18 protein-coding genes, 1 pseudogene and 1 riboswitch are annotated in these 25,936 nt (G+C 33.8%); of the genes and pseudogenes, 4 read left to right on the top strand and 15 right to left on the bottom strand.

Features of this window, described 5'->3' with window-relative positions:
- Positions 1-11 precede the first annotated feature (11 nt).
- The 15 genes from xdh to T473_RS0109515 form a co-directional block, all read right to left on the bottom strand.
- Positions 12-2,570, bottom strand: coding sequence for a selenium-dependent xanthine dehydrogenase (gene xdh, locus T473_RS0109585; protein WP_024621703.1), 2,559 nt, complete (start codon positions 2,568-2,570; stop codon positions 12-14).
- Entirely contained in the window at positions 2,571-3,953 is a 1,383-nt protein-coding gene (gene hydA, locus T473_RS0109580) for a dihydropyrimidinase (protein WP_024621702.1), read from the bottom strand.
- Between the two features lie 542 nt (positions 3,954-4,495).
- A complete protein-coding gene (locus T473_RS0109575; RefSeq protein ID WP_024621701.1) occupies positions 4,496-5,839 on the bottom strand; it encodes a nucleobase:cation symporter-2 family protein in 1,344 nt (447 codons plus the stop codon).
- A gap of 47 nt (positions 5,840-5,886) precedes the next feature.
- Complete coding sequence (locus tag T473_RS0109570; protein ID WP_024621700.1) at positions 5,887-7,572, bottom strand: selenate reductase; 1,686 nt, start codon at positions 7,570-7,572, stop codon at positions 5,887-5,889.
- 156 nt (positions 7,573-7,728) lie between these two features.
- Entirely contained in the window at positions 7,729-9,057 is a 1,329-nt protein-coding gene (gene ssnA, locus T473_RS0109565) for a putative aminohydrolase SsnA (protein ID WP_024621699.1), read from the bottom strand.
- A 73-nt stretch (positions 9,058-9,130) separates the two neighbouring features.
- Positions 9,131-10,711 carry an N-acyl-D-amino-acid deacylase family protein gene (locus tag T473_RS0109560; protein WP_024621698.1) on the bottom strand — a complete coding sequence of 527 codons (1,581 nt, stop codon included), beginning with the start codon at positions 10,709-10,711 and terminating at the stop codon, positions 9,131-9,133.
- A gap of 78 nt (positions 10,712-10,789) precedes the next feature.
- Positions 10,790-11,977 (bottom strand): YgeY family selenium metabolism-linked hydrolase, encoded by a 1,188-nt coding sequence (locus T473_RS0109555; RefSeq protein ID WP_024621697.1) that lies wholly within the window; start codon positions 11,975-11,977, stop codon positions 10,790-10,792.
- 140 nt (positions 11,978-12,117) lie between these two features.
- Positions 12,118-13,350: a diaminopropionate ammonia-lyase gene (gene dpaL / locus T473_RS0109550; RefSeq protein ID WP_024621696.1), complete on the bottom strand. Its 1,233-nt coding sequence runs from the start codon at positions 13,348-13,350 to the stop codon at positions 12,118-12,120.
- Between the two features lie 229 nt (positions 13,351-13,579).
- Entirely contained in the window at positions 13,580-15,400 is a 1,821-nt protein-coding gene (locus tag T473_RS0109545; RefSeq protein WP_024621695.1) for a sigma-54 interaction domain-containing protein, read from the bottom strand.
- A 250-nt stretch (positions 15,401-15,650) separates the two neighbouring features.
- Positions 15,651-16,028, bottom strand: a complete 378-nt coding sequence (locus tag T473_RS0109540) for a RidA family protein (protein ID WP_024621694.1) — start codon at positions 16,026-16,028, stop codon at positions 15,651-15,653.
- Between the two features lie 374 nt (positions 16,029-16,402).
- The gene (gene hslO / locus T473_RS0109535; protein WP_024621693.1) at positions 16,403-17,278 is read right to left on the bottom strand and encodes an Hsp33 family molecular chaperone HslO; all 876 of its coding nucleotides are present in this window, start codon (positions 17,276-17,278) and stop codon (positions 16,403-16,405) included.
- 119 nt (positions 17,279-17,397) lie between these two features.
- Positions 17,398-18,144: a class I SAM-dependent DNA methyltransferase gene (locus tag T473_RS0109530; RefSeq protein ID WP_024621692.1), complete on the bottom strand. Its 747-nt coding sequence runs from the start codon at positions 18,142-18,144 to the stop codon at positions 17,398-17,400.
- Between the two features lies 1 nt (position 18,145).
- On the bottom strand, positions 18,146-18,463 hold the full coding sequence (locus T473_RS19780) for a small, acid-soluble spore protein, alpha/beta type (protein ID WP_024621691.1): 318 nt from the start codon (positions 18,461-18,463) through the stop codon (positions 18,146-18,148).
- Positions 18,464-18,534: 71 nt separating this feature from the next.
- On the bottom strand, positions 18,535-19,653 hold the full coding sequence (locus T473_RS0109520; protein ID WP_024621690.1) for an N-acetyldiaminopimelate deacetylase: 1,119 nt from the start codon (positions 19,651-19,653) through the stop codon (positions 18,535-18,537).
- A gap of 564 nt (positions 19,654-20,217) precedes the next feature.
- Entirely contained in the window at positions 20,218-21,411 is a 1,194-nt protein-coding gene (locus T473_RS0109515; protein WP_024621689.1) for an L-serine ammonia-lyase, iron-sulfur-dependent, subunit alpha, read from the bottom strand.
- A 359-nt stretch (positions 21,412-21,770) separates the two neighbouring features.
- Positions 21,771-21,939: riboswitch (Lysine riboswitch) on the top strand.
- Between the two features lie 243 nt (positions 21,940-22,182).
- On the opposite strand from T473_RS0109515, the gene T473_RS0109510 reads away from it, so the two are divergent.
- The 4 genes and pseudogenes from T473_RS0109510 (at position 22,183) to dapD (ending at position 25,857) form a co-directional block, all read left to right on the top strand.
- Positions 22,183-23,184, top strand: a complete 1,002-nt coding sequence (locus T473_RS0109510; protein WP_024621688.1) for an aspartate-semialdehyde dehydrogenase — start codon at positions 22,183-22,185, stop codon at positions 23,182-23,184.
- 138 nt (positions 23,185-23,322) lie between these two features.
- On the top strand, positions 23,323-24,210 hold the full coding sequence (gene dapA, locus T473_RS0109505; protein WP_024621687.1) for a 4-hydroxy-tetrahydrodipicolinate synthase: 888 nt from the start codon (positions 23,323-23,325) through the stop codon (positions 24,208-24,210).
- A gap of 159 nt (positions 24,211-24,369) precedes the next feature.
- Positions 24,370-25,121: pseudogene (dapB, locus tag T473_RS16595) on the top strand (4-hydroxy-tetrahydrodipicolinate reductase).
- A 19-nt stretch (positions 25,122-25,140) separates the two neighbouring features.
- Positions 25,141-25,857, top strand: coding sequence for a 2,3,4,5-tetrahydropyridine-2,6-dicarboxylate N-acetyltransferase (gene dapD / locus T473_RS0109495; protein WP_024621686.1), 717 nt, complete (start codon positions 25,141-25,143; stop codon positions 25,855-25,857).
- Positions 25,858-25,936 lie beyond the last annotated feature (79 nt).

The raw sequence follows: 25,936 nt of genomic DNA, 5'->3' as shown, positions 1-25,936 counted from the left end.
TTACTCAGTTACTATTTCTTTTTATTGTAAGGAGTGTTCTCAAGTGGTAATTTAGTTCTAAATTGCTTATCCAATACATAGTAAGCATTTTGAACAGCTGGTGCTGCTGGAACTGAACATATCTCTCCAACACCTTTAGCTCCGTAAGCTAAGTCAACGTCGTTCTTCTCTACTATTATTGTTTCGATTTCTGGGATATCTACTGATTTAAATAATCCTATAGTACCGAATTTTCCAGTAGGAACAGAATCTTTCATTGGATAGTCTTCTGTTAATCCATATCCAAGTGACATAACAACTCCACCTTCTATTTGTCCTTCTAAACTCACTGGGTTTATAGCTTTGCCAACATCGTGTGCAGCTACAACTTTCTCTAGCTTTCCATCTTCGTCAAGCATAACTATTTGAGTTGCATATCCATAAGCAACGTGACTTACTGGGAATTCTTTGTCAGATCCCATCTTATCAGTTACTGATGAGTACTCTCCATAGAACTCTTCACCTTCAAGATCTGCTAGCGTTTTACCAGAATCTAACGCTTCTTTTAACTTTGTACTTGCAACTCTTGTTGCCTCTCCAGTGAATACTGTTTGTCTAGATGCAGTAGTGTTTCCTGAATCTGGTGTAGTATGTGTATCAGGTGCAGCGTGAACCATAAGCTCTGGAGCTAATCCAGAAGTTTCACAAGCTACCTGAACCATAACAGTTCCAAGTCCTTGACCTATACAAGATGCACTAGATCTTAAGTTAACTTTTCCATCTATAATTACTATGTTACATCTTCCTACATCAGGTATACCAACCCCAACTCCGGCATTCTTCATAGCACAAGCTATACCAGCTCTTGGATGAGCTTCATATTGTTCCTTAACTGCTTCAAGTGTTTCAACTAATGCAGTACCTTCATCAGCTATCTGACCATTTGGAAGAACTTGACCTGGCTTTATAGCATTTCTGTATCTAATTTCCCATGGGGAAATTCCAACCATCTCAGCTAATAAGTTTATGTTACACTCTGTTGCAAAACAACTTTGAGTAACTCCGAAACCTCTAAATGCTCCTCCAGGAGGGTTGTTAGTGTAAGCCGCTCTTCCAACTATATCTATATCTTGATAGTTGTATGGTCCGGCAGCATGTGTACAAAGTCTTTGAAGTACTGGTCCACCTAGAGATGCGTAAGCACCTGTGTCAGTAACTATCTCAGCCTTCATAGCTGTTAAATATCCATTTTCATCACATGCAGTTGTGAATATCATCTCTGCAGCGTGTCTCTTAGGATGTATTATCATACTTTCTTTTCTAGTAAGTTGTACTTTTACAAATCTCTTAGTATGGTAAGCAAGTAAAGCAGCGTGGTGTTGAACACTCATGTCTTCTTTACCACCGAATCCTCCACCTACCATTTTATTTATAACTCTTACCTTCTCATGAGGAAGACCTAACATGTCAGCACACTCGTGTTGAGTAGCGAATACACCTTGATCTGTAGAGTATATTAAAACTCCATCGTCATTTGGCCCAGCAACAGCACATTCTGGCTCTAAGAAAGCGTGCTCAGTTGGAGGTGTAGAATAATGCTTAGTTACTACATATTTTGAGTTTTTAATTTTTTCTTCAGCATTTCCTCTTTTTAGCTCTTGTTTAACTAGAAGGTTTCCTGTTTCATGTATAAGTGGAGCTCCTTCAGCTAATGCCATTTCTGGAGTGCTAAGTGGAGTTAACTCTTCATAATCAATTTCTACTAAACTCTTAGCTTCTTCTAAAGCTTCTCTAGTCTCAGCAGCTACTAAAACTATAGAATCTCCTAAGTATCTTGTTTCATGTCCTACTGGAATTAAAGTATCCCAATCTTTTTTTAAGTGACCAACTTTTAATGTTCCAGGAACATCTTCAGCAGTAAGTACTGCGACTACTCCAGGATGAGCTTTAGCTTTCTCAATATTTATACTCTTAACTAATGCTCTTGGGTACTTAGCTCTAACAGCAGAACCGTAGATCATACCATCCATTCTTATATCGTCTACATACTCCGCTGTTCCAAGAGTTTTTGCTACTGCATCTACTCTTTGAAGGCTATCTCCAACTAGACCTTTACAAGCCACTTTTGGAACTTCAGTTCCTTCTCTTAGTATTTTAGCAACTAATTGTACAGCTTTGATTATTTTTACATAACCAGTACATCTACAAATATTTCCTCTTAAAGCTTTCTTTATATCATCCTCAGTTGGATCTGCATTTACATCTAGTAAAGCTTTTGCACTTATTACCATACCTGGTATACAGAAACCGCATTGTACAGCTCCTTGACTAGAGAAAGCATAAGCGTATACATCTTGCTCTCTTTCAGTCAAACCTTCTATAGTAACTATACTTTTTCCAGCTAATTTATCAGTTTTAAATACGCATGCTTTAGTAGCCTTGCCATCAATTATGACCATACAAGTACCACAAGCACCTTCAGAACATCCATTTTTTACAGAAGTAATATTTTTATCTTCTCTCAAGTAGTCTAGAAGTTTCTTGCCCTCTTCTGCTACAACTTTCTCTCCGTTAAGTATAAATTCTACCATCTACTTGGCCCCCTTTGCTTGTCGCCTTTTTACATACTCTCCATTTGGCGATTTGCTAATAACTTTACCTTCTTTCACAACTTCGGTACCTCTTAAGTACACTCTGCTTATTGCACAATCTACCTCAAAATCCTCATATGGAGTATAATCCACATTTTGTACTTGATTTTCTGCCTTTATTACATCTTTAATATTTGGATTTAAAACAGCTATATCCGCATCACTGCCTACTTCTATTGCACCTTTTTCAGGGTACATTCCAAATATCTTAGCGGGCTTAGTTGATACAATATCAACAAGTTGGTTCAAAGTTATTTTGTCTTTACAAACTCCGTAAGTGTATAGAAGTTTTATTCTATGTTCTACTCCTGGTCCTCCATTAGGTATTTTACTAAAATCGTCCTTACCTAATTCTTTTTGCCCTTTAAAATTAAATGAGCAATGATCAGTTCCAATAGTATCTATATCACCATCAGCAATTGCCTTCCAAAGAATTTCATTGTTAGACTTATCTCTAAGCGGTGGAGACATAACGTATTTAGCACCTTCAAACCCATCCTCAAAATATCGTCTTTCATCGAGAAGTAAGTACTGCGGGCATGATTCTACAACCACATCCACGCCTCTAGATTTTGCTTTTTTAACTTCCTCTAGAGACTCTTTACAGCTTAGATGTACAACGTATACTTTTGATTTTGCAACTTCAGCGATTTTCATCAATCTTGATGTAGCTTCTGCTTCTAGTATAGCTGGTCTAGTAAGCGGATGATATCTAGGAGACAAATGACCACTCTCTCTAGCTTCACTTATAAGCTCATCAATTACCTCTCCGTTCTCACAGTGAAAACCTATAATACCACCAATTTCTTCAGACTTCTTTAAGGCTTCGTATATTACATCATCTTTTACTTTAAGATTTTTATATGCCATATACATTTTGAATGAAGACACACCCTCATATATCATATCATCCATCTCATCGCGAACAGAATCATTCCAGTCAGTTATAGCCATATGGAATCCGTAATCTGAATAAGATTTCTTATCAGCTTTCATATGCCATTCTTTAAGTCCGTCTGCAAGCGACTTACCTTTTGATTGAGTAGCAAAGTCTAAAACAGTAGTTGTACCACCTGCTATTGCCGCTTTAGTACCAGTAGCAAAACTATCTGCTGTTATAGTAGCTCCGTTATCTAAGTCAAAATGTGTATGAGTATCTATTCCACCTGGAATAATATAACATCCAGCAACATCCACGATCTCATCTCCACTTACTTCTATATCAGATCCTATAGCTACGATCTTCTCTCCATCAATCCTTATATCTGAATTATAAGTTTTTTCATTTGTTACTATTTTTCCACCTCTAAGTATTGTTCCCATATTTATTCCACCTTAATTTTGACAAATCAGAGTTTTTAAATTCGTGCTTATTATAAAGAGATCTTTTGTGCATACAATTGCACAAAGATGCTTTCATAACATAATACTTTTTTATTCTATATTTCTTTTATTTATAAACTTGTTTTTACTTCTATATTTCCTTTTATTTCTTTATTTCTATACTTTTTTGTACTTCATTATTTTTTAATTTTAATTTAATAATTAATTTTCATTTATATTTCTATTTTAAATTTATTTCGTTATACTTTAGTTATTTTTACTTATTAATTTTATCGCCATAGCTAACGGTCTAAAATATTTTTTTAAGTTTGCTACTTCACCCAAACAAAATCAGAACGGCAACATGCTTCAACAATGTTTTATTATTAAGCTATTATTGCTACCGGTTTAATTGCAGGTCTCAATAAGATAACTGTAATTAATTATTGTGCTAAACAACTGACTAAAATAATTTCTCATTTTAGCAAATCGCAATAATTAGCCACCCCTATCGCCTATCAACCTGCTCTTAAACAATCACTTTACTGCGCTTCTTCTTTTGCTTTCTTCTTATTTCCTAATTCATTAAAGAATATGTTAAGTATTACAGCAGCCAAACTTCCTGTAGTTATACCACTGTGGAATATTGTTTGTACCCATGCTGGGAAGTTGTTGTAAAAATCAGGGTTTACTATTGGAATAATTGATAGACCAACACTCACTGCAACTATAACTCCATTCATAGTTCCAACAAACTGAACTTTGCTTAGAGTTCTTACTCCTCCAACCATTACCATACCAAACATTGCGAAGGCTACCCCTCCAAGAACTGGTTTTGGTATAGCTGCTATAATAGCCGCAAACTTCGGCACAAATCCGAATACTAGAAGCATTATACCTGCGTACACTGCTATATATCTAGATTTTATTCCAGTAAGACCAACAATACCAGTATTTTGACCAAAAGGTGTTATTGGGAAAGAGTTGAATATACCTGATAAAGCTGTAGATATACCATCTCCGAATAACGCTCTTTTTATATTTTTACCTGTTACTTCTTTATCCACCATTTCATGTATAGCAATCATATTTCCTACTGACTCAGTCATCAAAACTAACATTATCAGACACAGAGACAGTATCGCTGATATATCAAATTGTGGTAAACCGAACTTAAATGGAGTGTTTATTGAAACCCAACCAGCTCCAGCAACACTACTGAAATCCGCCATTCCAACTGCCATTGAAAGCAATGTTCCAAGTACTATACCTACAATTATCGCAGAACTGTTCCAGATACCTTTTAGTAATTTAAAAGATAAAAGAGTTATAACTAGAACTGCCATTGAAAGTGCGAAAGTCTTTGGATCAACTGCTTCAATTTTGTTTAGCGTAATCCATTTGATACCTATTGGAAATAAAGATATACCTATAACCATTACTACAGTTCCTGTAACAACACTCGGGAAAAATCTTATCAGTTTTTCAAACACAGGAGCTAACACTATGCAGAAAAGACCTGCAACTATTACTGCTCCAAAAACATTTTGGATCGCAATATTCGGATCATTATATGACGTAGCTATCGCTGTCATACCTGCAACCGCTGCAAAACTTGTTCCCTCGATTACTGGTATTCTAGCACCTATAATATTTCCTATACCAACACTTTGTATGAGAGTTCCTATACCTGCCATGAATAGACAAGCATTAATTAAAAATACAATACTAGTTTGATCTAGTCCTGCAGCATTCCCTACCATCATAGGAACTGCCACCGCTCCTGCGGCCATTGCTAGAACGTGTTGTAGTGAAAATACCCACGAACTTTTAAATGACATTTTTTCATCTACAGGAGCTATTTTAGGGCTGTTATTTTGAGACATAATTGGTCTCCCTTCCTTTTTTCTATTTAATTTTGTCTTATATTATCTTACACTAGGTAAGGATGACAATCCTTTAATGATGCTGCGAAATCAGCTATAACTTTCGGAGCGTCTTCTAAAGCACACTCTTTTGTTTCTCCTTCAAAACGGTACATAACTTTATCATTATCTAATAGTAAAAATCCTTGGTTTGTACTGTCGTCAAAGTAACCTTTGTTTGAGAATAAAGTTATACGATCTTTGTATGGAGTACACTTATCTGGGCAGAATAGGTAACAGTTTCCACACTCATTACAGTAATCATCTATATGAAGTAATTTCTTTTCTCCATCAACTATAGTTACTATGTTAGCTCTGTTTGGACATACGTTAGCACAGCTTCCGCAAACTACTTTACATCCAACTCTTACATTTTTGTTTTCGTCAAAAGATATAAATCCTTTTTCACGAACTGTTGGTGACTTTGAGTATTTCTCATCTGCTATCGATTCTTTAGCTAATTTCTCAACTAATTCTACGTCTACTATTTGCTTTTCGTGGTAGTCGCATCCTGCAACTAAGTCAGCTAGTTGCTTAACTTTGTTGTATCCTGTTGGCTTAAGAAGAGTAGTAGCTACTGTTATTGGCCAGATACCTGTGTTAAATATTTTTTCTATATTTCCAGCATCAGCTCCACCTGAGTAAGACATAGCTAACTTACCATCAAAAGCCTTAGCTAATTTAGCCGCAACATTTATGCTTAATGGATATAAACTCTTTCCTGACATGTACATTGCATCCCCAGGAAGTTCATTTTCATCTATACGAACTTGGAATGTATTTGTAAGTTTTACACCGAAAGCTACTCCCTTACCTTCTGCAAGCTTTAATAGACGTCCTATCATTGCAACTGCATCGTCAAACTTTAGATCTACATCGAATTGCTCTTTATCGAATTTGATATAGTCATATCCCATATCATCCATTATTGTTCTTACAGTATCGTATCCTAATAAAGTTGGATTACACTTTAAGTAAGTATTTATTTTCTTCTCTGTTATTAGATAAGAAACTATTTTCTCTATCTCATCTTCTGGACATCCATGCATAGTTGATAGAGTTATTGAGTTACATATTTTAGGAGATATAGACTTAACAAAAGCTTCGTCTACATTTTCAAATCTATCAAGGTTATCTAGAGCCCACTTTTCGCATTCTTTCCACATATCATTGCTAGAGGCATCTTTTAATCCTTCTATGAAAGCATCTATCTTCTTAGATTGGATTCCTTCTAGGTTGTATCCAACACTCATATTGAATATAAATCCATCTGGATCTCCGAATCCAAATTCTTTAGCTATTAACTTACATCCGATCCAACCTTTGATATACTCCTCTAATGCTTGTGGAATATATAGTTCAGTAGACCACTCAACGTTGTAAGCTTCGTCATCAGCACGTATACATGGCTTTGATATTGGAAGATCTTCACCATCTAATACCTGAACAGTTTTTAGTTCAAGAAAACGACTTCCCCCAACATACGATGCGATTAAGTTTTGCGCTAATTGTGTATGAGGCCCAGCTGCTGGTCCTAGTGGATTCTCTAACTTATGATTGAAAACATTAAGCTCTTTACCATTGTTATGTGTGTATAATTTAGATACCCCATAAATAGTATTGTATTTTTCCTTCTCAACCAGTACTCTATCCATTATATTAGCAAATGGAATTTGTCTCATTATATCGCTCATTACTTTACCCCCTAAAGTTTTTGGTATATTAATTTAACAATATCAAATCTAATTTGATTTATTAATATATTTAAAACTCGGCTCCTTTAATACTTTACACATTTATTTTATAATGTCTTCATAATAAAGGGGCCGAGATTTTCAAAATTTACGGTACTATCTATTCCATAAATTTTGGCTTAATTCTCTACTCTTAGCAAGTATTTGATTTTCGTCTACAACAACTATTTCTCTGTTCTTCATTAGAACTTTACCGTTTGCAATTGTTGTATCAACACACTTACCACTAAGACCAAACAGTATATGTCCAGCTGTTGTGTTTTCATTAAGTAGTGTATGTGGAGTGTAATCAACTACTATAACGTCTGCATAAGCACCTTTTCTAAGTACTCCTAAGTCGTTTTTATAATAAGCTTTAGCTATTTTTTGGTTTGTATCGAATAACATTTGTGTAGATTCTCCAAATCCAACTCTTGGATCACCTAGTCTATGTCTGTGGATTATGTTAGCAACTTTTTGTGATTCTAACATGTCAGCAGTATATCCGTCAGTTCCTAAACCAACATCTATACCAGCGTTTATAAATTCAATAGCTGGGCAGCATCCCACAGCGTTACCCATGTTTGACTCTGGGTTGTGAACTACAAATGTATTAGAATCTTTAAGTAATTTGATTTCATTGTCATCTACGTATATACAATGTACTGCAAGAGTCTTATCTCCTAATACATCGAACTCATTTAATCTTTCAACAACTCTCTTGCCATATTTCTCAAGATTGATATTTAAATCGTCTATACCTTCAGCTATATGAACATGGTATCCAGTATCTTTGATTCCTGCCATAGCAGTAGCACACTTGTTAAGAGTCTCATCAGAAAGAGTAAATGCAGCGTGAAGACCAAACATACCTTTTAACATGTCTGTATCGTCTTTTTGAGCATGTTTTATAAAATCAACGTTTTCCTTGATACCTTGATCCATTGTATTTCCGCCATCTCTATCTGATACCTCGTAGCAAAGACAAGTTCTTATTCCTAAGTCTTTTGCTGCATCAGATATAGCAAATAAGCTTCCTTCAATTGCATTTGGACTAGCGTGATGATCGAATACTGTAGTAACTCCATTTCTTATACACTCTAAATAAGTTGCGTAAGCACTGTATTTAGTGTCTTCTAATGTAAGCTTCTTATCAAGCATCCACCATAATCTCTCAAGTATTTCTATAAAGTTAGCAGCAGGCTCACCTGGTACTGCCATTCCTCTTGCGAATGAACTGTAGATATGCATATGAGAGTTTATAAGCCCTGGCATGATTATCTTTCCATTTGCGTCAATAAACTCATGCTTTGGGTATTTAGCTTTCATATCTGCAGTAGAACCAATATCTGCTATTTTGTTGTCTTCTATAACAACACAACCATCATTTAAAAATGGGTTTAATGAATCTTGAGTAATAACTTTTCCGTTACCAACTAATAACATAATACATCCCCCTTAAATTACAAACGTTTGCCTAAAGACTACTCCGTTCTTTTAAAGCTGTTATTTGAAGTTTTTATCTTAGAACTTTTCCTGCCTTAATCATGTGGTATTCATTTTCTTCAACTACAACCTCACCATTAATAATTACATAGTCTATTCCTGTTGGGAATTGCATTGAATCTATGAAGTCATCAGATCCGCTAACTGTATCTTTATTGAATATAACTATATCTGCAAAGTAACCTTCTTTAAGCTCTCCTCTTTCATCTATTCTGAAAGCATCTGCAGCTTTTTTACTCATTTTGTATACAGCTTCTTCAAGTTTAAGAACACCTAACTCTCTAACAAATCTGCCTAGTATCTTAGGGAATGATCCGTAAGCTCTTGGATGCGGTTTTCCGCCTAGTAGTCCGTCAGTACAAACATTGTGCTCAGGTCTCTTCATAAACGTAATAACATGTTCTTCTTTTCCGTAGAAGTCAACCATTCCAACTGCATTTTCTTCATCTCTAAGTAAGTCAAAAGTAGCGTCAAGTGGATCAATTCCTCTCATTTCGCCAATTTCTTGTAGACTCTTACCTATAACATCTTTGTTTTTGTCAGTCTTTACACTAGTTACAAATATTTGATCAATACCCGCAAATTGTATAAAGTTATCCCAACCTTCGATTCCGTTAGCTATATCATCTTTCATTTTTTGTCTATCAGCTTCGTTGTTAAGTCTTTCTATAAGATTATCTGTTCCACCAGCATGTGCCCATGGAGGTAAAACAACTCCTAACATAGTACTTCCTGCTGCATATGGATATTGATCTAGAGAAACAGTAAGTCCCTCTTCTTTAGCTTTGTCTAATAATTCTAACATTTGTGGAATGAACTTCCAGTTAGCTTTACCACAAACTTTAAAGTGTGAGAAGTGAATTTTAATTCCAGATTTTTTACCTATTTCGATAATCTCTTCCATTGATGACACTATTGTGTCAGCTTCACTTCTTTGGTGAACAACAAATGGTCTATCGTATTTTGCACCTATTTTACATATTTCAATGATCTCTTCTGTCAATGAGTATGCACAAGGTATATATATAAGCCCACTTGATATACCAATAGCCCCTGCTTTTAATTCTCTCTCTGTGATTTCACACATCTTTTGAATTTCTTCTTTAGTAGCAGGTCTATCTTCAAGTCCCATAGCTTCCATTCTGATATTTCCGTGAGGCACTAAATATGTCTCATTAAGGCCAATCCCATTATCTTCCATCATTTTCAGATAATTTTCAGTAGTCTCATAATTCCAGTCTATTTCATCACTTTCACCATCTAGACCTGCAAGATTTTTTCTCCATGGAGATATAAATTCTTTAGGTAATGGGGCCATAGATATGCCATCTTGCCCCAAAACCTCAGTTGTAATACCCTGTCTAATTTTTACCTCATTATATGGATTTACTAAAATCATCAAATCTGAATGGCTATGAGTATCGATAAATCCTGGGCAAACTACTCTTCCTTGAGCGTCTATAACTTTATCAGCTTGCTCATCTAGTTTAGCACCTAACTTAAGTATTCTGTCGTTCTCGATTAATAGATCGCCTTCATAAGGAACAATATTATTTCCATCTATGATAAGCCCATTTTTTATTAAAGTTCTCACAAAACCATCTCCAATTCTATTGTTCAATACATAAAATATCTCTTATATCTATATCATATACAATGTGTCAGTTTGAATTTATTTTCCGTAAACTGATTTTAATATACCGTAGTATCCTTTTGCACCTGTGAAAAGTTGCTCTAATTCTATATACTCATCTATAGTATGAGCAAGATTTTCTTTTGATGGCCCGAATCCTATAGTTCTTATTCCTGCCTCACCAGCGTAGTGGCTTCCGTTAGTACAGAATGAATATTGAGTTATTTCTGGGTTTATTCCAGCTTCTTTTAATCCTTTGTAAGCAGCTTGAACGAACTCATCATTCTCATCGTATAACCAACCTGGGAAGAATCTTTCACTCTCTATTGTGTTTCCTGTGTAGCAAAGTTCTTTTCCGAATGCGTAAGAAACTTTAGCGTTTAGCTCTGAATCTTCTTTCATCATTTTTTCTAATAACTCTTGAACTGGAGCTAAAACACCTTCTCTAGTTTCACCAACTAGTAATCTTCTATCGAAAGTAGCTTTACAATAATCTGGCACTACTGACGCTCCTGGGTATGGAGAAGATTTTATATCAGTAAGAACTAATATTCCGTCTCCTAATCCACCTTGGTTTGGAGGAGTCAAGTTTTGAATTGCTTGAATTACATTAGCCATTTTGTAAACAGCGTTTATTCCTTTTTCTGGGTTTGCAGAGTGAGCTGGTTTTCCGAAAGTTTCAACAACTACTTCCGCTCTACCTCTTTGACCTATTTTAAGGTTTAATTCTGAAGATTCACCTATAACAACATAGTCAGGTTTAACTGCTGCACTTATTTCTCTAGCAGAAACACCTTCGAATATTTCTTCATGAACAACACCAGCTACATATAATTCACCAGCGAAATCTTTATTAGTATCTTTTGCGAAGTAAGAAACAGCGGTCATCATAGCACTGAATTGACCTTTCATGTCTGAAGTTCCTCTTCCGTATAATTTACCATCAACTATTTTACCTTCGTATGGTGGTTGAGTCCAAGCAGATGGATCTGGAACTGGAACAGTATCTATATGTCCATCAAATAATATTTTCTTTCCTGGTTTATTTCCTTTTATACAACCTATTATGTTACCGTATCTATCTCTTGACCAACTGTCAAATCCTAATTTTTCCATGTTAGCTTCTATAGCTTTTACTACATTTTCTTCTTGCCCTGAATCACTTGCCTGTCTTATAAGATCTTGTAAAACTCCTGTTAATTCTTGTTCTCTTGCTGTAGTTAACATTTCAATTCCTCCAACCAATTCATATTTAATTTTTTTATTTAAATTTTACTATTCTATTTTATAGTCTTTAAAACTTGTTATCTTTTTATATTTCTATCATTTTAACTTTTATTCATTTAAAATTAAAAGTTCTAAACTTATTATTTTCTTCCGTGAGGTCCATGAACACTTGGGCAATTTCCATCCCATACTATGCTTTTGTACATTTCTGGATCAGTGTCACCTTCTGTACTTATAACTAATACTTTAGAGTTAGCATCTAATCTAAGAGCATCTCTTAAGTCTTTCATATCGTCGTTTGTCATTATTTCAGCTACTAATCCTGTAGTAACAGCTCCTGACTCTCCTGATATTACTTTTTCGTCTCCTCTTAATGGGTTACCTAAAGTTCTCATACCTTTAGAAGCTACCCAGTCTGGTGCAGAAACGAATGCTGAAGCATAGTTTTTAAGTACTTCAAATCCTATTGTGTTTACTTCTCCACAAGCAAGACCAGCCATTATTGTAGGCATATCTCCACCAACAGCCACTGCTTTTCCGTCGTTTACTTCAGCTGATTTGTAGTAGCAATCTGCTTCGTCAGCTTCTACAACTACAGTTATAGGGCACTCCTCAAAAGCGTTTGCAACGTAACCTTGAACAGCTCCTGCTAATGATCCAACTCCTGCTTGAACAAATACATGAGTTGGTCTATCTACACCGTACTCTTTTAATTGTTCAACAGCTTCTTTAGCCATTGTTCCGTATCCTTGCATAATCCATGCTGGGATGTCTTCGTAACCTTCCCAAGCTGTATCTTGAACTACTAGTCCTCCTGTTTCATTAGCATGCTTAGTAGCTAATCTAACAGCGTCATCGTAGTTTAAATCAGTTATACTTGCATCAGCACCTTCGTCTTTGATCTTGTTAAGTCTAAATTCTGTAGATCCTATTGGCATGTAGACTACTGATTTTTGCTTTAATCTGTTTGCAGTCCAAGCAACTCCTCTACCGTGGTTACCATCAGTAGCTGTGTAGAAAGTTACATCTCCTAATTCTTTTCTAGTATCATCTGATATTAATTTATCGTAAGGTAGTTCTGATATATCTTTTCCTAATTTATCTGCCATCCATTTACCCATAGCATAAGATCCACCTAATACTTTAAATGCGTTTAAACCAAATCTGTAAGACTCGTCTTTAACGAATAATCCTCCTACACCTAATTCTTTAGCTAAATTATCTAGTTTCACTAATGGAGTTTTAGTATATTGTGGGAAACTTTCGTGGAATTTCTTAACCTTGTCTATTTCCGCATCTTTTAAAAAGTCTATTATTTGTTCTTTGTTATCTGTCTTTGGTAAAGTATTTACTTTCCATTTGATTTCTCTCATTTATTTTTCTCCTTTCGATTTTCACAATTTAAATTATATTTCCGTCTATATTTAATAGCAATTAGTATGCCAACTACGCTTTTGTTAAATAAATATTTTTTATCTAGTGTCTAAGCCATTTATCATTATTGTCGATTTGTCTGTATCTTTATCGATTATTATTTAATACAAAAAATTCTCGTTATGATAACATTTTCCCAATTCGAGAATTATCATAACGAGAATTAATTTATTCGTCTTCTAATTTTCTATAAAGAGTAGCTAAACCTATCCCAAGCTTCTTAGCTAGAAGCTTCTTAGTCTTAGTATCCCTACCATACTTGTCTAGTAACTTATTTATATACATAAGCTCTAAATCCTTTATTTTAATTATATTTTCTTCATTTTCTAGTAAATCTGCAGATACCTCACTTATATAAGAATTAATCGTTATAGATAGTGAAACATCACTTTTTCCATTTATAGGATCCACTTCTTCTTCGTAGTAATTTAAAATATCCACAGGAAGCATATCCTTATAAATCGCGCCCTCATCATCCACTAAATTCATCATATACTCTACAGCGTTTTCTAACTCTCTTACATTTCCAGGCCAGTTGTAATTGATAAGCATATCCATAACGGGCTCTCTAATTTCATTTAGATGCTTGTCTAATTCCACCGAATATTTAGATACAAACATCATCATCATATCTGCTATATCTTCTTTTCTTTCTCTCAACGGTGGCAAATTAATCGGTATTACATTTATTCTATAATATAAATCTTCCCTAAACTCGCCTTCATTAACAAGATGTAAAAGATTTTTATTCGTCGCAGTTATGACTCTTATATCTAAGTCTATAAGTTTATTCGACCCAACTCTAGCAAATTTTCTCTCCTGAAGAACCCTTAAAAGTTTAGCCTGTAAGTGCATAGGCAGGTCACCTATCTCATCCAAGAATATAACTCCTTCATTCGCAAGTTCAAATTTCCCCACCTTACCGCTACTACTAGCACCACTAAATGCACCTTTACTGTAGCCAAACAATTCACTCTCCAGCAAGTTTTCCGGTATGGCCGCACAATTTATCGCAATAAAAGGTTTGTTCCATCTATCTCCTTCAGAGTGTATCGCCTTGGCTATGAGTTCCTTACCTGTCCCACTTTCACCAGTTATCAGAACTGACGAATTAGACTTAGCAAGTCTCTTAGTTCTCTGTTTAACTTTCTTAATAGCCTCAGAACTACCTACTATAGAGTCTATGTTTTTAAATCCCCATCCGCTATTTATCTCTGTACCCTGCTTAGCGGCATACGTCTTATCGAATACTAGTATTCTGTCAAAAGTTGGCACATAAGGATATACGTGGATTTTTTTAGATGTAATATTGAATACTTCTTTTCCTATTTTAAACTCTACCAATTCTTTTCCATTAGAAAATGTTTCAAGCAGTTTTATTGTAATCAGCTTGTCTAAAGCATCACTGTTAATTCCCAATTTTTTCAAAGCTATATTGTTTATATAGGAAATATGGCTATTGCTATCTAAAATTACGACACCTTTTTCGACATGATCCAATATTTCCCTTAGTGTCGTGATCATCTTATCATTATTGTCGCTAATTTCAAACTCCTCCATCTTCATCGATATAAGGTCTGAAATATGATTTATAAACGTTGTATAACTCTCTAGTTTGTTTTTTATTTCTTTTTTCTTATATACATCAGTGCTTATTGCTCCTATTACACCAATAGTATGATTATCATTATATTTAATCGGAACAGCAATAATAACTTTGTTTAGACATGTCTGGTAATGATCGCACTCTACACATACGTCACTGTCACAAATATCTAAAACCGTCATCTGTTCTCCCGATACCATGACTTTATTGTAAATATACCCCTCTGTAACTACACTTTCATCTATTTTAGATTTGTAGATTCCAGAACCGCTTATCCTCATCAATCTATCGTCGACAATTTCTATATCTATATCTAAAACACTTGCAATAGTTTCAGTATATTTTATCATATATTGTTGGAATTCTTTTAATCTACTTCCCATCAACATACCTCCATAAGAACTTAATTTTAAATATAGTACCCACTTATATTTTATCACATATAAGCACGACAGGTTAAGAATTTATTAACAATAAAGGCCTTATTTACAATATAAAATAAAATTTTATAAAAAAATGCCTTTTATTTAGTAAAATGAATTCATTTTGCTAAAAAAAAGGCTAAATGTTTTTAGATAGATTTTTATATATAGATTTAATATAAACTTTTTTTAGTAGACTTAACTTTTATTACTATATTGTTGCTAAAGCTTCTATTTCAACAACAGCATCCTTTGGCAATTGTGCAACTTGTACACATGATCTTGCTGGTGGATTTTCTTTGAAGTATGTTGCATAAACTTCATTTACATCATTAAAATCTTTAAGATCCTTAACGAAAACTGTAGTTTTGAATACTTTATCCATGCTAGTACCAGCTTCTTCTAATATCGCTTTAACGTTATCTAAAGATGCTTTAGTAGCTAACTTAGGATCAGTCATTAATTCTCCCGTTGCCATATCTATTGGAAGTTGTCCCGATGTAGAAACTATGTTTCCAATTTGTATAGCTTGTGAGTATGGTCCTATTGCTCCCGGAGCTTTCTCTGTAGAAATTACTTTTTTTGACATTTACGTCACCTCCTGCTAAGTTAAGTATTGATCATGTTCTTAGAACACGATTCTAAACACTAATAAACCCTTCTTTATCTAATTAAATCATATAACTTCGTTGTTAATGATTTATTAATGCTCTTTCATATTTTAAAAAGCAATTTTCATGCCACTTTTTTCTTTTCACTTTATTTTTTTATTAATTCTATTCTTAATGTAAAACTAATACATCTAGCTACAATTCTACATAATAAAACTTTTTTTAACAAAGTAAACGGCACTTTCTTGCTTATCATTATGAGAATTTTATCATAACGAGAATTTTTTTTTGATAATTTTACTAACTTATCACTATACTAAATCAAATTGATAAAATCGCTCAACCTTATTCGTTAAATTGAATCAATTAGATCTTGTAACTCTTCATCTGAAAATTTATACTTTTGATTGCAAAATTGACATCCGACTTCCGCCTGCTTATCCTCTTCTAATAGTTCTATCAAACTATTTTTTCCTATAGAAATAAGAGCTTCAGCCATTCTTTCCTTTGAACAATCGCACTCAAATGAAACATCACAAGAATCTAGAACCTTTGGATTTAATCCTGATAGTACTTTTTCCAGCATATCTTCTGGCTTATCTCCAGATTTCAACATATCTGTTATAGAAGGAATCTCAGATATGTTTTTCTCCAACTGACTTATGACTTCCTCAGTTGCATCTGGCATAAGCTGTACTATAAATCCTCCAGCATATTCAACTTCATCTTCTCTAGTGTAGACACCAAGCGAAACTACTGAAGGAGTTTGCTCAGACATAGCAAAGTAATTTGTAAAGTCTTGAGCTATTTCTCCACTAGCTATAGGATAAGCTCCATTATAAGGTTCTTTTAAACCAAAATCTTTTATTACTCTTATAACGCCATCTTTACCTACTGCCCCCGCAACATTTAGTTTTCCATTTGGGTAATCTTCCACTACAACATCGGGATTTGACACATATCCCTTTACAGTTCCTCTAGAGTTTGAAGTAACCAATATACTTCCAATCGGCCCTCCACCCTTTATTATTACTGTTAATTTGTCCCCATCATTCTTCATCATCAGACCCATAATAGAAGTCGCCGTAAGCGTTCTTCCAAGAGCAGCAGTTGCTACTTTTGTAGTCTTGTGTAAACCTCTCGCTTTTTCGACCATATTTGTAGTATCTGCTACAAATGCTCTAACCTGACCATCTCCAGCAATTGCTCTAAGTATATAATCTTTCATCTAATTTCCTCCAAATATCACAGCTTTATTATTTTCACTAATTTTGCTTTAATTTATTCTTTAATTTTATTGCTTTTTTAAAATTATTATCAATTTTACTTTTTGATATTTTATTCAAATCATTTCTTACACACAAAAAATATTCTTTGAGAAGTACTTTTAGGCTCTTCAAAGGTAAAATCACCATAAACCTTTATATTGTCAAACCCCGATTCGTTTAACATCCCTACAATTTCTTCTTTTGTATACGCTCTTTGTCTATGTTCTTCTTCAAATTTATCGAATTTACCACCTTCATCTTTTATAAAGAAAGCTAACTCCATATCTAGTGTGTTATCTTCCTCGAAAAAGAAATTTTGCCACATATAAGTTACGTCTTCTCTATTTTCTCCGTACATATTGTTTCCCAGAACTTGAGATAATTTATAGTAAGAGCTTATATCGAATAGAAATAACCCACCGTCTTTTAAAAGATCATAAGTCTTTTCAAATACACTTTTGAGATCTTCATCATCTATTATATAGTTAAACCCGTCACATGCACATAAAACACAATCGAGGTTATCTATTTCAAAATCCAATTCCGTTATATCTTGCTCTAATAAAACAAGCTCTATACCTTCTTTTTCTGCCTTTTCTCTCGCAACGCTTAGCATTTCATACGATATATCTATACCCGCTATATCATAATCTTTTTTTGCAAGCGGTATAGTTATATTTCCAGTACCACATGCAAGCTCAAGTATATTTTTAATCTTTACATCTTCCTTATCTATAATATCTTCAAGGTATTTAACCCAATCATCATAGTCGACCTCATCCATAAGTTCATCGTATACAAAAGCGAACTCAGTGTATTGCTCCATTTTATCTTTGCTCCTCTTTTTTCCTCTTCCTGTTTCTGGATGTTAATATACCGCCGATTTGACCAGCTTCTTTAGCTGTCAACTCAGCCCAACCGTATTCTTTTACTTTATCTAGAAGCCCTAATTCAGAAGCTATCTCGTATTTCATAAAGTCATTGTTAGTGATTATCTTGGTATTTTTTCCATTAACAATCTTAGTTTTTTTGTAAACCGATCTATCTTCTTCATTTATATCTAATTTTCTATTATTTACATTTTTATAATCTTCAATTTTATCGTTATTTTCATCTAAGTGTTTTTTATTATTATTATCGTTCATTAAAACCACCCCTTATATCTTTATTTTTGTCATATAAGTGATTTTTATACAAAAATATAAGGGGATATTTTTTAATCTATAGATTTTTTAAATTTAAGTAGTTTTTTGTATGTTTCTATCGCATTCATTAAGATCTTCTCGTCGAAATTAAAGTTAATATTGTGAAGGCTGTTTACATATCCCTTTTCTTCATTTCTAGCTCCTAGCATAAAGAATAGTCCTGGAACCTCTTTTTGATAGTATGAGAAATCTTCTGAGATCATCAGCGGGTCCAACTCAATGACATTTTCTTTACCTATAGCTTCTACAAATTCATTAAAAAGATTTTTGTCATTGTTTACCGCTCCGTAGTCGTCTATAATCTCCACATCAATCTTACAGTCGTACGAAACTTCAAAACCTGCCGCGATTTTTCTAAGTCTTTCCTTCATTGTGTTGTATACTTCTGGCTTAAAGGTCCTAATAGTCCCTTCCAATCTAATATTTCCTGCAATTATATTTCTTCTAGATCCCCCATTGATGCACCCAATAGTAAGGACTGCATTTTCTATAGGACTGAGATTTCTAGAAACTATACTTTGAATTGCATTTACAAAGTTTCCTGCAATAACAATTCCATCCACACTAGTTTGTGGCATTGCCCCATGCCCGCTCTTTGAAGTTATATCTATATTTAGATCTCCAATTTGAGCTAGAAAATATCCAGGTCTTACTCCTACATATCCCTCTGGTATTTCAGGATATATATGTAGTCCAAATACTTCATCTACATTGTACTTTTTAAATACACCTGCTTTAATAATATCTTCCGCTCCACCAGGTCCTTCTTCTGCTGGTTGAAATATAAATACTATATTGTCGTTTAGGCTTTCTATATTATTTATCACATATTTTATCAGACCTAATAGAATCGATGTGTGTCCATCGTGGCCACATAGATGTTTTGGACCCTCATCACTACAAAGAGCATCTATATCTGCTCTAAAAGCTAGAGTTTTTTTAGGATTTTTCCCTTTTATAATTCCTACTACACCTGTTTCTAGAACAGTATCGTATTCGACCCCTAGATTATCAAGGTGATTTTTTATGTATTTTGAAGTCTCAAACTCATTTCTTCCAAGCTCCGGAATCTTGTTTAAAGTTCTTCTATGTTCCAACATCTGTTCAAAAAATTCATTTTTCTCTCCCATATTTTACCCTCCCAACCTAGTCTATATATTAATTTTTTTATATTTATAACTCATATTTCTTATGTTTATTAGAAACTTATTTCTCTTTATTATTAAAAATTTATTTATACTGATTTTATCATAAAAGCTTTTTTAATACTATTTTAAAATTACATGCTTATAAGTCTTTACACCTTTTATAACATACTATAAAACATAATCTACAATTTATAGACTTTAATGTACTAATCTCTTCAACAATTAAAATATTTGATATATGCTTTGGTTTAATGCATACTTTTTTATATGTTTTGAAGAAATCGATATAAGCGTTTTAGTACATATAACAATGTTCTGTTTTACATCAGCAGGAGCACTGCTTTTGGTTTTTTCAAATGTCAAGGAAATTTTATAGTAAATATAATGGAAACTTTTTAAAACAGTACTCTTCTTATTAATTTAAGCTATAAGTCGTAGTTTATGTTATAGAACACTGAATTTATAAATGAATTATAAAAGGCTGATGAAATTAACGATCGTTAATTTAATCAGCCTTTCTTATTTAATAAATAAATTTCTTATTTCTTAGCAAGAGAAGAAATGCTTTGCAAGTCCACCCTTAGCTGTTTCTTTGTATTTATCCATCATATCTATACCAGTTTCTTTCATAGTTTCAACAACTTGGTCTAAAGTTATTGAATGATGTCCATCAGTTAATAAAGAGTAGTCCGCTGCATCGTACGCTCTCTTTGCAGCCATAGCATTTCTCTCTATACATGGTATTTGAACATATCCATATACTGGGTCACATGTCATTCCTAAGTGATGCTCAAGTCCAATTTCCGCTGCATATTCAATATGTCTTACATCTCCGCCTTTTAAGTATGCCACTGCTCCAGCAGCCATAGAACAGGCCGCTCCAACTTCACCTTGACAACCAACCTCAGCTCCAGAAATTGATGCGTTAGTCTTTATTATATTACCTAACATACCTGCAACACAAAGAGCTTCAACTAACTTTTTGTCATCGTATCCATAATGATCTTGCATTGCAAATAATATTCCCGGGATAACCCCTGCTGCACCGCAAGTAGGTGCGGTTACTATTATATTTCCAGATGCATTCTGCTCAGATGCTGCTAAGGCATACGCATACACTAAAGTCGAGAATTCTTTATCTTCTTGATATTTTTTGTAGAAGTCGCCTGCTCTTCTCTTTAGGCTAAGTTTTCCTGGAATCACTTCATCAGTACTTAAACCTTCTTTAACTGCATTTTTCATAGCTTCTCTAATCTTATCTAAATACTCAAGAATATCGTGACTATCGTTTTCCACTACATAATCAACTAAAGTTTTATTGTTTTCTTCGCACCATTTAATAAGATCGTCCATAGTCTCTAAAGAATACACACTGTTAGCTTTGCTATTTCTTTGACCTTCTTCAGCTAAAGTTCCTCCACCTACAGAGTAAACAGTCCAATCTGCAGTAACTTTTCCGTCTTTATCTAAAGCTTCAAGCATCATTCCGTTTGGGTGGAATTCTTGTACTTCTTCTTCCTTCCAAATGATCTCAACTTTTTTTGGGGCTATCGTTTTCTCGATTATATAATCAGTCAAATGTCCTTTGCCTGTAGCCGCTAAACTACCATATAAATGAACTCTAAAGCTTTCAGCATCTGGATTATCATTTTTAAATCTCTCCGATGCTCTTTGAGGTCCCATTGTATGTGAACTCGATGGACCATTTCCTATCTTGAATAATTCTTTTAAACTATCCATTATTTACCTCCCAATATTTTAATTGATTTTTACATCTAAATTTACATTTTATAATAATAATCTTTTCATTTTGACATCTAATTATATTATACATAATTTAAACAATCAATACATAATAATTATAATAAAAAACTAATTATTGTTAAAATTAGTATTTATTAAAAAAGTTCCATATATTACATATGATTTATACCCCAAAAATCTAAAATTAACATCTATTTATAAAGTCTCAATATAAAAAATAGCTGATTTTTATCTCTTTATTTTAATATATTTAGTAATATTGAATAATAATTTCGAATATTAAGTTGATTTTATCTAATTTATGTATTATCATTAATATAATTAAATAACCTATAACCTAGGGTAGAGGTGCTTCAACTAAGACTATTCAATAGGAGCTGGCAAGTTTTGATCATTGAGGAAAGGGGTTGTGGCCGAAGATAGTACTGTGCAAAGGTACTTTCTGGGATTGCATATAAAATATGTAATACTGTCGCTTTTTTAAAGTGGTGAGCTACAGGGTTTACTTTGAATTAAAATAATCACGTACAAAGTATACCTTTGTACGTTTTTTTGTTTGAAATTTAATTTTACTATAATATAGATATTGTGTTCAAAGAGGATATTTAAGGCATATTTTACAATGTTTTTGGCATTAATCGCAATTTACATAGCAAAATGTTATTCATATAATATAGTAAAGCGAGTTTAAAGAACTACAAACAAAATAGGTTTATAAATATAAATATTAGCAATGAGGTGGATTGTATGAAAAAAGTTAATTTAGCAATTGTCGGCGCAACAGGAATGGTTGGAAGAACATTTTTAAAAGTATTAGAAGAAAGAAATTTCCCTATAAATAATTTATTTTTATTTTCTTCTGCGAAATCAGCTGGATCTAAGGTAAATTACGCAGGAAAAGAATATACTGTAGAAGAACTTACTCAAGACTCTTTTACAAATAGAGGAATTCAGATAGCTTTATTCTCTGCAGGAGGAACAATAAGCGAGAAGTTTGCTCCTATTGCGAGCTCAAACGGTGTCTTAGTTATAGACAACTCAAGCCACTGGAGAATGGACCCAGATGTTCCTCTAGTTATTCCAGAGGTAAACCCAGAAGCTATAAAAAACCATAAAGGTATCATAGCTAATCCAAATTGCTCTACTATACAAGCATTAGTTCCACTAAAACCACTAGATGATAAGTACAAAATAAAGAGAGTTATCTACTCTACTTATCAAGCCGTTTCTGGATCTGGAGTAAAGGGAGTTGAAGACTTAGAAAAAGGAATGGAAGGAAATCCTACAGGATTCTACCCACATCAAATTTCTTACAACTGTCTACCTCACATTGATTCATTTACAGAGAATGGATATACAAAAGAAGAGTTAAAAATGATAAACGAAACTATGAAAATATTAAACAACTTCGATCTTAAAGTTACTGCTACTACAGTAAGAGTTCCTGTAAAAAACGGTCATAGTGAATCTATAAACGTAGAATTTGAAAACAGCTTTGAATTAAGCGATTTAGTAAGCAGTTTAAATTCTGCTCCAGGAGTTGTATTGGTAGACAATCCTGAAAACAACGAATATCCAACTGCATTTGAAGTAGATGGAAGCGACGAAGTATTCGTAGGAAGAATAAGAAGGGACTTCAGTATAGACAACGGAGTTAACTTATGGGTAGTTGCTGATAATATCAGAAAAGGTGCGGCAACTAACACAATACAAATAGCGGAAAAAGCAATAGAATACGATTTAGTGTAAATAAAAATTAATGTTAAGTAACTAAGCAGCAGTATAGTGAAATTAAAAATCTCATTAAGTAAAGAAACAAATTGAATTTAAAAGAATTCAGGGTATAATTTAATTATGCTTAATATAAAAATTGGGAGGTAATTGATTATGTTATTTAAAGGTTCTGCAGTTGCAATCGTAACACCGTTCACAGAGGATGGAAAAGTAAACTTCAATAAGTTTGGTGAATTATTAGAGTTCCAAATAGCCAACGGAACAGATGCTGTAGTAGTTTGTGGTACTACAGGGGAAGCCACTACTATGACTACAGAAGAACAATTAGATCTTGTAAAATACGCTGTAGAAAAAGTAAACAAAAGAATTCCAGTAATAGCAGGCTCTGGATCAAACAACACAATGCACTCAGTATTTATGAGTCAAGAGTGTGAAAAACTAGGCGTTGACGGATTATTAGTTATAACTCCTTACTATAATAAAGCAAACAAAGCTGGACTTAAGCGCCACTTTGAAACTATAGCTGCCAGCGTTAAACTTCCTATAATACTGTACAATGTACCTGGAAGAACTTGTGTAAACATAAGCCCAAGTTTAGTTGCTGAACTTGCTAAAATAGATAATATAGTTGCTGTTAAAGAAGCAAGCGGAGATTTAGGTCAAGTAGCTGAAATAGCTAGCTTAGTTCCAGAAGATTTCGCAATTTACTCAGGAAATGATGATACTATCGTCCCTCTACTTTCAGTAGGTGGTCACGGAGTTATATCAGTTCTTGCAAATATATGCCCTCAAGAAACTCACGACATGGTAACTAAATTTATAGAAGGCGACGTACAAGGTGCAAAAGAATTACAACTTAAATTAGACGCTCTTATAGCATCACTATTTATAGAAGTTAACCCTGTACCAGTAAAAACAGCTCTTAACTTAATAGGATATGAAGTTGGAGATTTCAGACTTCCTCTAGCTGAAATGGAAGAAAAAAATCTGGATGTATTAAGACAAGAATTAGTAAACGCTGGATTTAATGTGGTTAAGTAATTCAGTAAATCATAATTCAGCATTTATTATTTAAGAAATTTAGCGGTTCAATAATAAATTTTAAAATAATATTTAAGTTTATTGTTTAATGTTTAATTGCTTATAGATTATCTACAGTATTAAGATACAGAATCAAGAAAAGTAACATAGGAGGAAAATATGTTAAAGATAATAACAACTGGCTATGACGGTAAAATGGGTAAAATCCTTGCTGATGCGATAAGAGAAGACGAAACATTAGAGCTCGCTTGCGTTTCAGCTAGAGGTATGTCAAGCCAAGAAGGTGGACTTAAAATATACGATGATATGTCTCAAATAACTGAGAGTGCTGATGTTGTAATCGACTTCTCTCACCCTACAAATTTGGATAACATATTATCTTATGCATTAAAAACAAAAACTCCTTTAGTAGTAGCTACAACTGGATACAATGAAGATGAGAACAATAAAATAACAGAAGCTTCTAAAGATATTCCAGTATTCAGATCTTACAACATGGCCATTGGTGTAAATATAATGTTGAAATTAGTAAAAGAAGCAACAAAGCTATTAAAAGGATTTGATATAGAAGTAGTAGAAAAACACCACAACAGAAAAGTCGACGCACCAAGTGGAACTGCTGTAATGATTGCAGAAGGAATAAAAGAAGTATTATCTGACGCCGAGTTTACATACGGCAGACATGGTAGAGATGCTAAGAGACAACCAAACGAAGTTGGTATACACGCAATAAGAGGTGGAACAATAGTTGGAGAACACGATGCAATATTTGCCGGAGACAGCGAAGTTCTTACAATAACTCACCAATCAGAGTCACGTAGAATTTTTGCAAACGGATCAATAGCCGCAGCAAATTCTTAGTTGATCAAAAACCAGGACTGTACAATATGGATGACATGTTAAGTCTATAAAAAACAAGGAGAAAAACTAATGGTAAATTTAAATGACGCTTACGAAATAGCAAGATACATCAAAGAAGTAGAGAAAAAAACACCTGTTAAAATCTATGTGAATTCAACTTCAGTAGAGAAAGTTGCAAGCGATGATTTCAAAGTATTTGGAAACGACGGTTCTTATGTATTTATTGGAGACTACGATAAAATAATGGCCGCTCTAAACAAATACAATGTTTCAGAAAATGATATGCACATAGAATTTGACAGAAGAAACTCAGCAATACCGCTTAAAAATACATTACACGAGCATGCAAGAATAGAACCAGGAGCTATAATAAGAGACATGGTAACTATAGAAAAAAATGCTGTTGTAATGATGGGAGCTGTAATAAACATAGGAGCTTCAATTGGAGAAGGTACTATGGTAGACATGAATGCAGTAATAGGAGCTAGAGGAACACTTGGTAAAAACGTTCATCTAGGTGCTGGAGCTGTCGTAGCAGGAGTATTAGAGCCACCTTCAGCAACACCTGTAATTGTAGAAGATGGAGTAATGATAGGAGCTAACGCAGTAATACTTGAAGGGGTTAGAATAGGTAAAGGCGCTGTTGTAGCTGCTGGTTCAGTAGTAACTTCAGATGTAGAAGCCGGATCTGTTGTAGCTGGATCACCTGCAAAAGTTATAAAGATGAAAGATGAAAAAACTGAAGACAAAACTAAACTTATGGATGACCTAAGAAACTTAGATTAATTAATAATTAAACATAACAAAGACCAAAAAGATCTAGAATTCATATCGCATGAGTTCTAGATCTTTTTATATGTCTAAA

Source organism: Clostridioides mangenotii TR (assembly GCF_000498755.1).
GTDB lineage: Bacteria > Bacillota > Clostridia > Peptostreptococcales > Peptostreptococcaceae > Metaclostridioides > Metaclostridioides mangenotii_A.
The sequence above is the reverse complement of the archived record's forward strand: the minus strand, read 5'-3'. Positions and strand labels throughout refer to the sequence as shown.